Raw genomic sequence first — 13,107 nt, 5'->3', positions numbered from 1 at the left:
CGGTTCCTTATTTTGCCTGCATTTCATCCAGCGCGAGATTCAGCTCGGGTAAATTGACCCAGGGCTGGCCGCTAAAGGTGAAAAGCGGATAGCGGGTGTAGGCTGCGATAAGCTCGCTAACCTTTTCCGGCGGTAGCTGGCGTGCTTTTGCCACGCGCGGTATCTGCCAGCGGGCGGCCTCTGGCGAGATGCCGTTATCCAGCCCGCTGGCGGAAGCGGTCAACAGATCGACCGGCGCCGCGCCGCTGGCGTCCGGATTCTCCGAGCAAAGGGCGAGCAAACGTTCGGCGAAAAGCTTATCCAGCGCTGGATTGCCAACCGCCAGGTTACTGCCGCCGCTCGCCAGCGGATTATAAGGGGTTTCCGCCGTGGCCGAAGGGCGACCATGAAAATATTTTTCCTCGCTAAAAGCCTGGCCCAGCAGGCGCGAGCCGCGGATTTCGCCTTTTTGCATCAGCAGGGAGCCGCCTGCCTGCTGTGGAAAAAGCCACTGACCGAGCAGCGTGGTCAGCAGCGGATAAGCGCCGCCGGTCAGCAGCAATAAAAACACCATTAAACAAAGCGCGGGACGCAGTTGCGACACGGTAAACCTCCTAAAGCTGAAGAAGCAGATCGATAAGCTTGATGCCGACAAAGGGCAGCGCCAGTCCGCCCAGACCGTAAAGCAGCAGATTGCGGCGCAGCAGCGCGGCGGCGCTGAGCGGCTTGTAGCTGACGCCTTTAAGCGCCAGCGGAATAAGAAAAATAATGATCAACGCATTAAAAATGACCGCGCTCAAAATCGCCGAAGAGGGCGAATGCAAATGCATCAGGTTCAGCGCGCTGAACTGGGGATAGCTGGCGGCGAACGCCGCCGGAATAATGGCGAAATATTTCGCCACGTCGTTGGCAAGGCTGAAGGTTGTCAGTGAGCCTCGCGTCATCAGCATCTGCTTGCCGATATGCACAACTTCGATCAGTTTAGTGGGGCTGGAGTCGAGATCGACCATATTGCCTGCCTCTTTGGCCGCCTGGGTGCCGGAGTTCATTGCTACCGCCACATCGGCCTGAGCCAGCGCGGGCGCGTCATTAGTGCCGTCGCCGGTCATCGCTACCAGCCTGCCTTCCGCCTGATACTGGCGGATTAGCGCCAGCTTCGCTTCCGGCGTTGCTTCGGCCAGAAAATCATCCACGCCCGCCTCGGCGGCAATAGCGGCAGCGGTCAGCGGGTTGTCGCCGGTAATCATGACGGTGCGAATACCCATTTTGCGCAGCTCGGCGAAGCGTTCTTTAATGCCGCCTTTAACGATATCGCGTAGGGCGATGACGCCCAGTACCTGCTGGTTTTCCGCTACTACCAGCGGCGTACCGCCCTGGCGCGCGACCTCGTTGACTTTTTCATCGATCTCCGCAGGAAACAGGCCACCGCTGGCAGCCATATGGCGGCGTATTGCCTCTGCCGATCCTTTACGAATGCTGCGCTGCGGCAGGCTGATGCCGCTCATGCGCGTCTGAGCGGTAAAAGGGATAAAGGTAGCCTGAAGCTGCTGTAAATCACGCTCGCGCAGATTAAAGCGCTGCTTAGCCAGGATCACAATGCTGCGGCCTTCCGGCGTTTCGTCGGCCAGCGAGGCAAGCTGCGCGGCGTCCGCCAGGCGCTGCTCCTCGACGCCGGATGCGGGCAGAAAATCGGAGGCCTGACGATTGCCAAGGGTAATGGTGCCGGTTTTATCCAACAGCAGGATATCGACATCGCCAGCCGCTTCTACGGCACGGCCGCTGGTGGCAATCACGTTTGCGCCCAGCATGCGGCTCATGCCAGCCACGCCGATAGCCGAGAGCAGGCCGCCGATAGTGGTCGGGATCAGACAAACCAGCAATGCGATCAGCACGGTTACGCTGACCGGCGTGCCGCTCCAGGCCGAAAAAGGCCACAGGGTGGCGGTCGCCAGCAGAAAGACCAGCGTCAGGGCGATCAGCAGAATAGTCAGGGCGATTTCGTTAGGCGTTTTACGGCGGCTGGCACCTTCCACCATCGCAATCATGCTGTCGAGAAAGGACTCGCCGGGATTGGCGGTACAGCGGATCACCAGCCAGTCGGAAAGCAGGCGGGTACCGCCGGTGACTGAAGCAAAATCGCCGCCGGATTCGCGGATAACCGGCGCCGACTCGCCGGTGATGGCGCTTTCATCTACCGACGCGCCGCCCTCAATTACTTCACCATCGCAGGGAATGATATCGCCCGCGCTGGCAAGAACGATATCGCCTTTGCGCAGTTCGCTGGCGGCAATTTTTTCTGAAGGCGAATCGTGCCGAGGCTCTTGTAGCCTGACGGCGAAAGCGGTTTTCTGCACGCTCTTCAAACTGTTAGCCTGCGCCTTGCTGCGTCCTTCTGCCAAAGCCTCGGCAAAACAGGCGAAAAGCACGGTAAACCAGAGCCACAGGCTGATAGCGGCGGTAAAGCCGGCATCACCCGCCATACCCAGCGCCATTGCTATTGCCAGCAGCGTGGTCAGCAGGCTGCCGATCCAGACTATGAACATGACCGGATTGCGCCACTGTGCCTGCGGCGAAAGTTTTTTTAGCGCATCAAACAGCGCCTGCCGCAGCAGCGCAGGCTCAAACAAGGTCGGATTCTTCATTTAGTTGTCTCCGCATGCAGCAGATGATCCGCAATCGGGCCGGATGCCAGCGCGGGAATAAAGGTTAAAGCGCCGGTCAACAGCACGGTGCCAATCAGCAGACCAACAAACAGCGGGCCGTGTGTGGGCAAGGTGCCGCTGCTGGCCGGCTGGCTGGTTTTTGCCGCCAGCGATCCGGCAATAGCCATTACAGGAACGATAACCAGAAAGCGGCCTGCCAGCATGCAGAAGGCCAACAGTAGGTTCCAGAAAGGCGTGTTGGCGGAGAGCCCGGCAAAGGCGCTGCCGTTGTTGTTAGCGGCGGACGAAAGGGCATAAAGCACTTCGCTAAAACCGTGCGCGCCAGGATTTAGCATGGCCGCGCGTCCGGCTTCGCTCATCATCGCCAGCGCGCTGCCGACCAGCACCAGCGCGGGTGTAACCAGAATCGCCAGCGCCGTCATTTTCATTTCCCGCACGTCGATTTTTTTACCTAAATACTCCGGTGTGCGTCCGATCATCAGCCCGGCGATAAACACTGCCAGCAGTACAAAAAGCAGCATGCCGTATAGCCCTGAGCCGACGCCGCCGAAAATCACCTCGCCAATCTGCATCAACCACAGCGGGATCATGCCACCCAGCGCGGTAAAAGAATCGTGCATAGCGTTGACCGCGCCGCATGAAGCTGCCGTGGTAATCAGCGCGTAAAAGGCGCTCGGCAGCATGCCAAAACGGATCTCTTTTCCTTCAAGATTAAGGTTACTAACGCCCAGCGCCCGCAGCGCAGGATTGCCCTGAAGCTCAGCCCAGAACAAAACGGCGGCGCAAAGCAGAAAGATGATCACCATCGCGGCCAGGATCGCATGGCCCTGACGCTTATCGCCCGCGGCCTCGCCAAAAGCGAAACAGAGCGCGGCCGGGATGAGTAAAATCGCCAGCATTTGTGCAAGGTTGGTGATATCGGTTGGGTTTTCAAAAGGGTGCGCGGAGTTAGCGTTAAAGAAGCCGCCGCCGTTAGTGCCCAGCAGCTTAATCGCTTCCTGTGATGCGACCGGCCCCATCGGCAGCAGCTGTTGCGCACCTTCAATGCTGGTAAAAGGCAAATAGCTGGAGAAGTTCTGCATTACGCCCTGTTGAATAAAAAATAGCGCCAACAGCAGCGCAAGCGGCAGCAGCAGCCAGAGGACAATGCGTGTTAAATCCTGCCAGGCGTTGCCGAGCGAGGTAGCGGAACGGCGTGAAAAAGCACGGATCAAAGCGAAGGCCACAGCGATGCCGCTGGCTGCCGAAAGGAAATTTTGCACTGTCAGCCCGGCCATCTGGCTGAAGTAGCTTAAGGAAGATTCCCCTGCATAGGCCTGCCAGTCAGTATTGGTGACAAAGGAGACCGCGGTATTGAGCGCTAAATCCCAGGTGAGGCCAGGAAAGCGCTGTGGATTCAGCGGCAGCTCGCCCTGCAGCAGCAGGATCGCCAGCAGCAGTGCAAAGCCGAGCGCGTTAAACAGCAGAATAGCCAGCAGATAACTTTGCCAACGCATTTCGCCGCGCACGCCAGCAAGCCGCCAGATTAGCGTTTCCAGACCGCCGACAAAAGGTAAAGGACGAGGATCGATTAGCCGTGCTATTAGTCGCCCAAGCGGCCTGGCAAGCAGCAGTAACGCTGCCAGATAGCTGGCAACCAATAAAAATGCGGAGAGCGCCATTAAAAGGCCTCCGCGTTAATCAGGGCATAAAGCAGATAGCCCAGCAACAACGCTACCAGCAGCACGCCGGTCAATATCGCAACGCTCACGGTTCACCTCATTAAGAGAATCAGTTCGCCATGAGTGTAAAAAGCGGGCCGCAAAGATTTTGCAAAAATAGGGTGGGAAGATATAAAAAAAGTATAAAAATACACGAGGCCGCGCTGGCGGCCTCGTCAGTGAAAGGACAATCAGGAACGCACTAAATCCTGCAGTACGGTAAGCTGCGCTACGGCTTTGTGCATGGCATCCATACCGTCGGCAGCATTTTTCAGCCGATCGATGTTTTCCGCCATACCGCTGCGTTCGGCGCTGTTTTGTTCGCTGAGGCTGGCGATCTCTCCACGAGCGGAAAGGCTTTTTTGCGCCATATCCTCGGTAGTTGCGACCGTTTTCGACGCCGTCATTTTAATGCGGGCGATAGTGGCGATGGTTTCGTTGATACTTTCGCGCGTTGCATCAGCCTGTTCTTTAGAAGAACGGGCCAGGCGGCGCACTTCTTCCGCTACCACCGCAAAACCGCGTCCGGCAGAGCCCGCGCGGGCCGCTTCCACCGCCGCGTTCAGCGCCAGCAGGTTGGTCTGGTCGGCAATAGTGCTGATACCGCTGGTGATGTGCGTAATGCCCTGCGAAAGTTTTTCCAGCTCGCCGATTTCCAGACCCAGCTCATCCTGCGCCTGTAGCGTGACCGTGGCCGCTTCGCCAATGGCGCCAATATTGACGCCAGCGACATCCAGCGCTTCGCTCTGGCGGTTGGTGGCTTTTTCCAGCAGCGGGAAAGTGCTCACCACCGGGCCAATTTGTCGTTGGTAGTCGATCACCTTATCAATAACGTCCGTTTGCAGCGTATGCAGCGCTTCCCAGCGGCGCAGCGAGCGCTGAGCATAATGCCCGGCATAGTCAGCATACTCAATCGGGAAGCGGCTCATGGCTTTCACGTCGCGATCGAAAAAGGCGAGGGCGGAGAGCGTCTGGTTAATCGGCACGCCAAAAATTTCGCCAAAGCTGGAGAAGCCCGCAGCGGGTACGCCGTCAAACAGCTCTGCCGCTGGCAGGCTTTCCGGGTTGTTCAGGCGGCGCAGCAGGCAGTCATTGAGCAGCAGCCCGGTCGGCTTGCCTCTGGCGGCAACAAATTTATCCCAGTCTTTACGCGTGGCGGAGACAAAATCGCCCGCTTCCAGCAAATAAAGGCGATCGCCGAATTCCAGGTCACAAAAGAAGGAGAGGCTGGCTGCATCGATTTTTGCCACGGAGCGGATAAAATATTCGTCCGCCACCTTTACGCCAAAGGTTTTGCCTTTCAGCTTTTGCTCAAGCTGTTCCGGCTGGCAGCGTAAATAGTCGGCAAGCACCTTTACAATCGGCTGCTGGCGGCCTTTGGCATCAAACAGCGAGGTGACAGTGCGCGCAACGGGATCGGCTTCTGCCACCAGCCAGCTTTGCGAAGTCGCCTGGAAGTTTTGGCTTTTAAACGGCGCAAAGGATTTGCCTTTTGCCATGCGGCAAAAAACGATCACCGCTTTGTTCTGCAACAGCTGGCCGCTGGTGGCCATCCAGGTATTCTGAAAGTCGGTGCGCCCGCCCGCCGAGCCGCCGATCGCCAGGCAGGGGAAACGACCGCTGTCGTACCAGGCCTGCATCAGAAAGCCTTCGGATGAGGAGAGGCCATCGCAGTAAATCATAGCGAAAGTCTCTTCGGCAGAGAGCGGCATACCAACCTGTAGCCGGTCAAGCTGGACGCGAATGCTGGCAATGCGCTGGCTGACGCTGGCGCCGCGCGGCACCTGTAGATCGATAGTATGGACTTCATGACGGGCGATGGTTCGCTCAGGCAGCCATAACCAGCTGCCCTGCGGGCCATTAGTGGCGCAGTAGGCAGAGCGGCCTTTCTGCGCGCAAAGCGCCCCGGTTGAAGAGATAGCCAGCACGGTGCGGCCCGGCGCGCTCAGCTTCTGCCAGGCGTCGTTGACGCGGGCAAAGTCCGCTTCTGGCGGCACAAATACCATCAGTAAGCCTTTGCCCGAGCCTGCGCCCAGGCTGCCGAAAGAGGTCGGCAGAGCGCGGCAGTCGTAAGTGTTGCTGACCGGTCGCCCGGCCAGCGGATTGAGTTTTGCCGGAAGCAGAGCATTCCAGATCTTAGCGATTTTTGCCATGGTGTTCTCGTTAAATAGATAGTCCGCGTGGGGACATTGCTGCTTATTGTTATTGTGAAGCCCCGGCGGCGGTTTGCCGGGGCTGGGGAAATCAGGCTTCGGACAGGCGGAAAGTAGCAACAGAATGGTTAAGGTAGTGAACTTGTTCTTCCAGCGAGGCGGATGCTGCCGCTGACTCCTGCACCAGCGCGGAGTTTTGCTGGGTGACGCTGTCCATCTCGGTAACCGCCTGTTCAATCTGGCTGATGCCGCGGCTCTGTTCGTCAGAAGCCGTTGAGATATGTTCCATCAGCACGTCGACCTGGCTTACTGAGGCGATAATCGCGCCAATAGCTTCGCCAGTGCGGCTCACCTGGTCAGAACCCGCTTTGATATTAGCCACGGATTCAGTAATCAGACTTTCAATCTCTTTCGCCGCTACCGCGCTGCGCTGGGCCAGGTTACGTACTTCGCCTGCTACCACAGCAAAGCCGCGGCCCTGTTCGCCAGCGCGTGCCGCTTCCACCGCCGCGTTCAGCGCCAGGATATTGGTCTGGAAAGCGATACTGTTAATCACGCCGGTGATATCTTCGATCTTCTTCGAGCTGTTGTTGATTAGCCCCATAGTGACGATAACTTCCTGCGCCACTTTTTCACCGCTTTTAGCGTTTTTAACGGCTTCGCTGGTAAGGCGGCTGGCTTCAAAAACGTTTTCCGTGTTCTGCTTCACCGTGGCGCCCAGCTCTTCCATGCTGGCGGCGGTTTGCGTCAGCGCGGCTGCCTGCTGCTCGGTACGCGAGGCCAAATCAACGTTACCAGCGGCGATTTCCTGCGAGGCATGAGAAACGGTCTGCGTAGAGTTGCGTACCTGGCTGATAATATCGGTCAGCGAGCGGCGCATCTGCTCCATAGTGCCCATCAAATCCTGAATTTCGCTGCGGGAAGAGGCAATGACCGGTACCGGCGTATCCAGAATACCCTGGGCAATCTGGCTACAGTGCGTTTTAGCGCTGTCGAGTGGGCTAAGCACATAGCGTTTCAGGAACACCAATACGCCCGCAATCACAATCAGGAACAGCACGCCGAAAGCGATAATCAGGCCAATACCGAAGGTGAAATGATCCTGAGCTTCGTTGTTAAGACGTTTGGCGTATTGCTCATGCAGCGCCAGTACTTTATCCAGCACGATTTCATACTGGCGATCGAGAGCAATTACGGTCGGCAATTGCGCCTTAAAGCGCGTCTGGTCATTGGCTTTGGCCGCATTTAGCAGCGGGTCGATGCCCTGATGGCGATAGGCTTCATAAGTTGTCCGGTACTCGTCCGCCAGCGCGGCTTCGTCAGCCAGCTTTGGCGCCGCCAGATAGCTCTGAAACGCCTTGTCCGCTTTGCCCAGTACGTCGTTCAGTCCACTCATAGTCTGCTCAGAAGGCAAAACATCGCTATTTTCTGCCGTCTTCATATACTCCATCACGCGCACACGCAGAGTACGGCTGTGGTTGATCGGGTCGATAATAGAGAGCACCACGCGTATCTCTTTATTTACCGCATCCAGCGACGCGTTGCTACGGGTCAGCAACCAGACGTTGGCGATCATGCTGGCAAAGAAAATAATAAACAGAAACAGCAGAACCAGAAGCGACGATCTTTTCAGGGACATCTTTATAGCCTTAAGAGGGAATAGGATGTCTTCTGTATCGGCATTTCAGCATAAAGATTTAGTGCTACCGCGGGCAGGGCAGATGAATGTATTGCTTAGCCAGTAATATCATCGGCTTAACTCTGCCTGATGCTTTCACCACAGGGGTTTTGCCTTCAGGACAAAGATGATGTAAGTGTGACGTTGTCACAATAAGTTTGGTTTGATCCCTATTACACTCTTCTTTTTTTCCGGGCCGGAAAGCCGATCGCCATCACTCTTCCTTGTTAAATAAATGATGAATATTTATTACATATTATTATCAGGTTTGGCGCGCCCCGACTATAAAACAACGGGTTAAAGCCGTGAAGCTGAGCAATTGACTTAATTTTTTACATTCTGTCCGGCCATTTAGATAACTTTTGCTGATGGACGCCGCGCGTCTCAGCCTGCGATTAGCATCCGAAAGAGGGGAAGTATTGTGCTGACCATATTAGGTTTTTCGATGGTGACCTGCTTTATGTACCTGATCATGACCAAAAGGATGTCGGCGCTGATCGCGCTGATTATCGTGCCGACGGTATTTGCGTTGGCTGCTGGTTACTATCATGGGCTGGGTGAAATGATGCTTAACGGCGTCAAGGCGCTGGCGCCCACAGGCGTAATGCTGACCTTTTCCATTCTCTACTTTGGCCTGATGATTGACGCCGGGCTTTTCGATCCGCTGGTACGTTTTATCCTGAAAATCGTACGCGGCGATCCGCTTAAAGTATTGGTGGGTACGGCGGTGCTGACGCTGCTGGTCTCGCTGGATGGCGACAGCTCCACTACCTATATGATTGCCGTAGCCGCATTCTTGCCGCTTTACCGTAAGCTGGGCATGAACGTGTTAGCGATGACCTGCCTGGTGAATCTTGCCAGCGGTATCATGAACCTTTCGCCATGGGGCGGCCCTACAGCGCGCGCGGCGGCAGCCTTACGCATCGACGCGCTGGATATTTTTATTCCTATGCTGCCCGCGATGTTTCTTGGCTGCGTGACGCTGGTGGGAATGGCGGTGCTGTTCGGGATCCGCGAGCGTAAGCGCCTGGGCGTTATTCAGCTCGACAGCGCCCATCTTGATAACATCGAACTTGGGCTGGGCGATGCCGAAGAGTGCGAAGCGAACCGGCGACCAAAAATGTTCTGGCCTAATTTTATTCTGACCACGGTGCTGCTGGTGCTGCTGGTGACCGGGCTGATGCCTATTCAGATTTTGTTTATGCTCGCTTTCGCCATTGCGGTAATGCTGAATTACCCTTCGCTGGAGCAGCAGAAGGCCCGTATTACCACGCATGCCGGTAATGTGCTGGCCGTGACCTCGCTGATTTTCGCCGCTGGCATCTTTACCGGGATTCTCTCCGGCACCGGTATGGTCGATGCGATGGCGAAAAGCCTGCTGGCGGTAATCCCGCATAGTTTTGGGCCTTATCTGGCGGTATTTACCGCGCTGGTTAGCCTGCCTTTTACCTTTTTTATGTCCAACGACGCTTTTTACTTCGGCATTTTGCCCGTTATTGCTCAGACGGCGATCGGCTATGGAATCAGCGCCGAGGAGATCGCCAGAGCTTCCATTGTCGGCCAGCCTTTCCATTTGCTAAGCCCGCTGGTGCCATCAGTCTATCTGCTGGTGGGATTAGCTAAGGTGGATATTGGCGATCACCAGCGTTTCGCTATCAAATGGGGGATTTTAGTGAGCCTGATGTTGATGGCTGGTGGCCTGATCTTTGGCGCTTTCCCGCTCTACAGTCGTTAAAACGTGACATAGATCACAATAAGCTGGCGCACCTTGGTGGCGCGTTGGCGGTACGCCGTTTCAGGATTAATACTTTTGGTCGGCGCTGTCCGGATTGAAGAGTAGCGCCGCTTTAACTGTGAGGCTTTATGAAACGTGACGTATTAAGTGAAGAGTATTATGACGAAGTCTGCCGGGTAATCGGCGATGCGGCTATCGTTCTGTCAGAAAGCGGCCATAATACCAGCCGCGACATTCTGGCGAAGCTGTTGGTCAGGACACGTCATGAGCGTACGGACGCCGACCGCGATGAGCAAAAAGTGCTGGAGCACGCCATCCGTCTGATAAAACCTGATTAATTTCAGGTTTTTTTCTCTCTTCGCCAGAAAAGTGGCGGCTTTCTGCCAGGCTTATAAGCGTGCAGAACAATTACCGGACTTTTTAAACGAAAGGAGTGTTTATGAAAAAAGTGCTTACGCTGGCCGCGCTGCTTGCCCTTAGCCTGAACGTCATGGCCGAGGATAAAGGGGGATTTGAAGCGGGAGAAACGCCGCCGCCGCCGCACAAGCAGGACGCGGGCTACAAAGGTTCTGAAGATACCAATGAGAGCCTGATCAAAACGGTTCATACGCTAAAGGCGGACTCGTGGGTCACGCTGGAAGGGAATATCACCAAAAAGATTGCCGGCAATACTTATGCCTTCCAGGATAAGTCGGGCAAAATCAACCTGGTGATCCCTGAATCCGCCTGGGGCGGAAAAAAATATGACGCCAAAGATTTAGTGCGCGTCAGTGGATTCGTAAAACACCGCGGCAAACAGACCGAGATTGCCGTGAAACAGATTGGCGATCCATAACAACTGCTATGGCGAACCTTGCCGGTTCGCCAGTCTGCCTCAGGCGCGATTCTCCAGCAGCTCTGCAAGGTGCTGGAGAGCAAATAAAGCCGCCTGCTGTACTACTTCTTCGCTCTTACCCGCAAAATGCCGCTGCAGGCATTCAATCCTGCCGTCTGGCAATCCCCAGCCAAACCACACTGTTCCCGCTGGCGTACCGTCTTCGCCGCCATCCGGCCCCGCATAGCCGGTAACAGCAATACTCGCTTGTTCGCCCGAGACTTCTTTAGCCCCTACTGCCATTTCACGCGCCGTAGCTTCACTGACTGCGGTATGTACCTTGAGCGTTTTCTCATTAACGTGCAGAACACGATGTTTGGCGGAATCGGTATAAGTTACAAACCCGCTGGTAAAGTAATTGCCGCTGTCGCTCGCCGCGCCCAGCGCCGAGCTGACAAGACCCGAAGTACAGGATTCTGCAGCGGCTACCTTAACCTCTGCCTTTTGCAACGCTTTGCCGAGCCGTTCAGCGGTTGCCACCAGTTGCTCATTCATTGAGATTCTCCCATAGGTAGTGACCCCGTTTTATCCGCGGGGAAAGATTGGCGTCTCTCGCCCGAAGGTTAATTAAGCCTGAAAGTCAGGCACTCGCCGAAAGTATAGATAAACTGCGCTAAGGCGCAGAAAAGCGAGCCGGAGGCTGGAAGAAAAAGCCTTTGTGCCTGCCGGGCGGCCACTAGTTTATACCTGCAAAGAAAGGGCTGCGGCAGAAGGTCGGCAGGCGACGGTTGTTGAATTCCGCCAGCCAAAGGTTATAGCTGGCCAGAATGCGTTCAGGCTGCTCACTGACGGCGAGACGGCGGATAAAAAGCCAGCGGGGCGGATCGTCTCGGTCGCGGACATAAAGTTCGGAACGGCTGTCCTCGCTGTTGCCGCAGAGGGTAATACAAACTTCGGTAAATTCAATATTTGGCCATTTACCGAGCCGGGTCAAAAAGCGTTCTTTTTCCATGATTCACCAAATGCTACGCGGTTGGAAAACCGGTCGGGAAGGGGCAGCAAAAGCGCCCGGCTGGCCGGTAACTGAATCCCTGGAGCAGGCTTTTCGCCAGCAAAAAAAACGTTGTCCGCCTTGTTATTTGACTTAAGCTACCAGGCGGTAGGGCCGATTTTGTAAAAAAGCGTTAATTAAGTCCAGCTATTTGTGTGGTTTTAGACGCGTTTCGGATAGCGCCTGGTGCGCTTTTCCGCTGGATAACACCCCTGTAAAGAAAAGAAACTATCGCATCAGCAAAGAGTTATAGCGAAGCGGCAGCTTAAATTATTTCTTTTTGCGGGTGGGAAAATAAATCAGTTAAAAATTAGAGACCAAAAAAATATTGCATCGCTGAAAACAATAACAGGGAAGCTGTTTCGTGATTTCCTTTCCAATCATATAGATAGAGAGCCATAAGTTTTTATTATTTTTCTGTGGCGGTTTTCTTGCATTTATAAGCGGGACTGCTAAATTTAACTACGCAGCACGCTCACTGGTATTTAATCCTGTAGGGTTAAATTATTTAAAATAACTCAGTGGTTATTTTTTTAACACGAAGAGGACATACGCATGACTCAGCATCGTGGTAATTCAAATTCAGGTAACTTCGCCGAAGATCGCGAAAAAGCGTCAGAAGCAGGCAAAAAAGGCGGGCAGAAAGGCGGCCAGAACAGCAGCGGCAGCGGTAACTTCAAAAATGACCGCGAAAAAGCGTCAGAGGCCGGTAAAAAAGGCGGCGAGAAGAGCCACCGCAGCTAAAGAGTAAAGCGCCTGCTGCAGGCAGGCTCGCCGTCATCGCGTTCAGGCGCGGTGGCGGTTATGAACCTCCTTTTATTTTGGTGTTTCCATTCCCCTTACGTTACTTCCACCTTTGTACATGCCATCCCTGTTGACGCCTCGCTATAATAGCGTCACCCGTAATACCTCTTTCACTGCCGATAGTTTTCTGTTGAGTACTGTTATTAGTACTGCTTTTAAACCATTTAGCCGCTTCGCTTTTATCAACTATACTGATAGGGTAAATATTAGCTAATTTGGCGAAACAGAGGTAATAAATAAGAAGTCTCTGATATTTTTCGCCGGTAACAGGAGAACCTATGCTTAAAATGATGGTAAGTCTTTTTGCCAGCCCGGAAAGATTGTTAAACGTGATGTCCCGCAATGATATGCAGGAAGCGAAAGATGACGGGGAACGAATTTTAATAGATGAAGACGGCGCGGCTTCCGTTAATTTACACAGTGACGAGGTTCATGAGGACTTTGCCCGCCACGTCGCTATGCTGAAACACACGCGTAAAACGCCGCCTGGTAACGATGAAGAAAGTCAAAAAAAGCCTAAAAAAGCGATA

General features: G+C 54.7%; 12 protein-coding genes and 1 pseudogene. 5 read left to right on the top strand and 8 right to left on the bottom strand.

Annotated elements, in window-relative coordinates:
• Positions 1-7: 7 nt before the first annotated feature.
• The 6 genes from kdpC to ACETPC_RS03510 all read right to left on the bottom strand — a co-directional run bounded on the left by kdpC (position 8) and on the right by ACETPC_RS03510 (position 8,134).
• Positions 8-583 carry a potassium-transporting ATPase subunit KdpC gene (kdpC, locus tag ACETPC_RS03535; protein ID WP_380178642.1) on the bottom strand — a complete coding sequence of 192 codons (576 nt, stop codon included), beginning with the start codon at positions 581-583 and terminating at the stop codon, positions 8-10.
• Positions 584-593: 10 nt separating this feature from the next.
• Positions 594-2,621 (bottom strand): potassium-transporting ATPase subunit KdpB, encoded by a 2,028-nt coding sequence (gene kdpB, locus ACETPC_RS03530; RefSeq protein ID WP_380178640.1) that lies wholly within the window; start codon positions 2,619-2,621, stop codon positions 594-596.
• The gene (gene kdpA, locus ACETPC_RS03525; RefSeq protein WP_380178638.1) at positions 2,618-4,303 is read right to left on the bottom strand and encodes a potassium-transporting ATPase subunit KdpA; all 1,686 of its coding nucleotides are present in this window, start codon (positions 4,301-4,303) and stop codon (positions 2,618-2,620) included. Before kdpA ends, kdpB begins: the two co-directional genes overlap by 4 nt.
• Positions 4,303-4,392, bottom strand: a complete 90-nt coding sequence (gene kdpF / locus ACETPC_RS03520) for a K(+)-transporting ATPase subunit F (RefSeq protein ID WP_380178636.1) — start codon at positions 4,390-4,392, stop codon at positions 4,303-4,305. The genes kdpA and kdpF overlap by 1 nt, the downstream gene beginning before the upstream one ends.
• 141 nt (positions 4,393-4,533) lie before the next feature.
• Positions 4,534-6,495 carry a methyl-accepting chemotaxis protein gene (locus ACETPC_RS03515; protein ID WP_380178634.1) on the bottom strand — a complete coding sequence of 654 codons (1,962 nt, stop codon included), beginning with the start codon at positions 6,493-6,495 and terminating at the stop codon, positions 4,534-4,536.
• A 91-nt stretch (positions 6,496-6,586) separates the two neighbouring features.
• Complete coding sequence (locus ACETPC_RS03510; protein ID WP_380178632.1) at positions 6,587-8,134, bottom strand: methyl-accepting chemotaxis protein; 1,548 nt, start codon at positions 8,132-8,134, stop codon at positions 6,587-6,589.
• Positions 8,135-8,594: 460 nt separating this feature from the next.
• Here ACETPC_RS03510 and ACETPC_RS03505 point away from each other — a divergent pair, with 460 nt between their 5' ends.
• The 3 genes from ACETPC_RS03505 (at position 8,595) to ACETPC_RS03495 (ending at position 10,743) form a co-directional block, all read left to right on the top strand.
• Positions 8,595-9,908, top strand: coding sequence for a CitMHS family transporter (locus ACETPC_RS03505; RefSeq protein WP_380178630.1), 1,314 nt, complete (start codon positions 8,595-8,597; stop codon positions 9,906-9,908).
• Between the two features lie 128 nt (positions 9,909-10,036).
• Complete coding sequence (locus ACETPC_RS03500) at positions 10,037-10,246, top strand: DUF2767 family protein (RefSeq protein ID WP_380178628.1); 210 nt, start codon at positions 10,037-10,039, stop codon at positions 10,244-10,246.
• A gap of 101 nt (positions 10,247-10,347) precedes the next feature.
• Positions 10,348-10,743, top strand: a complete 396-nt coding sequence (locus ACETPC_RS03495) for a YgiW/YdeI family stress tolerance OB fold protein (RefSeq protein WP_380178626.1) — start codon at positions 10,348-10,350, stop codon at positions 10,741-10,743.
• A gap of 39 nt (positions 10,744-10,782) precedes the next feature.
• Here the strand turns inward: ACETPC_RS03495 and ACETPC_RS03490 are convergent, their stop codons facing one another.
• Together ACETPC_RS03490 and ACETPC_RS03485 are read right to left on the bottom strand one after the other, a co-directional pair.
• Positions 10,783-11,277 (bottom strand): CinA family protein, encoded by a 495-nt coding sequence (locus ACETPC_RS03490; protein WP_380178624.1) that lies wholly within the window; start codon positions 11,275-11,277, stop codon positions 10,783-10,785.
• Positions 11,278-11,458: 181 nt separating this feature from the next.
• Complete coding sequence (locus ACETPC_RS03485; RefSeq protein ID WP_380178622.1) at positions 11,459-11,734, bottom strand: hypothetical protein; 276 nt, start codon at positions 11,732-11,734, stop codon at positions 11,459-11,461.
• Between the two features lie 594 nt (positions 11,735-12,328).
• Between ACETPC_RS03485 and ACETPC_RS03480 the strand changes: the two genes are divergently transcribed.
• Positions 12,329-12,517, top strand: coding sequence for a general stress protein (locus tag ACETPC_RS03480; protein ID WP_380178620.1), 189 nt, complete (start codon positions 12,329-12,331; stop codon positions 12,515-12,517).
• A gap of 338 nt (positions 12,518-12,855) precedes the next feature.
• A pseudogene (locus ACETPC_RS03475) lies at positions 12,856-13,050 on the top strand (hypothetical protein); the annotation flags it as partial.
• Positions 13,051-13,107 lie beyond the last annotated feature (57 nt).

This window comes from Pantoea sp. sgz302252, assembly GCF_042610525.1.
Taxonomy (GTDB): Bacteria; Pseudomonadota; Gammaproteobacteria; order Enterobacterales; family Enterobacteriaceae; genus Erwinia.
The sequence above is the reverse complement of the archived record's forward strand: the minus strand, read 5'-3'. Positions and strand labels throughout refer to the sequence as shown.

Bases quoted from the DNA above. Each gene is read 5' to 3' on its own strand.
- ACETPC_RS03510 (WP_380178632.1), bottom strand. From the start codon at position 8,134: ATGTCCCTGAAAAGATCGTCGCTTCTGGTTCTGCTGTTTCTGTTTATT.
- ACETPC_RS03515 (WP_380178634.1), bottom strand. From the start codon at position 6,495: ATGGCAAAAATCGCTAAGATCTGGAATGCTCTGCTTCCGGCAAAACTC.
- kdpA (WP_380178638.1), bottom strand. From the start codon at position 4,303: ATGGCGCTCTCCGCATTTTTATTGGTTGCCAGCTATCTGGCAGCGTTA.
- kdpB (WP_380178640.1), bottom strand. From the start codon at position 2,621: ATGAAGAATCCGACCTTGTTTGAGCCTGCGCTGCTGCGGCAGGCGCTG.
- ACETPC_RS03490 (WP_380178624.1), bottom strand. From the start codon at position 11,277: ATGAATGAGCAACTGGTGGCAACCGCTGAACGGCTCGGCAAAGCGTTG.
- ACETPC_RS03485 (WP_380178622.1), bottom strand. From the start codon at position 11,734: ATGGAAAAAGAACGCTTTTTGACCCGGCTCGGTAAATGGCCAAATATT.
- ACETPC_RS03500 (WP_380178628.1), top strand. From the start codon at position 10,037: ATGAAACGTGACGTATTAAGTGAAGAGTATTATGACGAAGTCTGCCGG.
- ACETPC_RS03480 (WP_380178620.1), top strand. From the start codon at position 12,329: ATGACTCAGCATCGTGGTAATTCAAATTCAGGTAACTTCGCCGAAGAT.
- ACETPC_RS03495 (WP_380178626.1), top strand. From the start codon at position 10,348: ATGAAAAAAGTGCTTACGCTGGCCGCGCTGCTTGCCCTTAGCCTGAAC.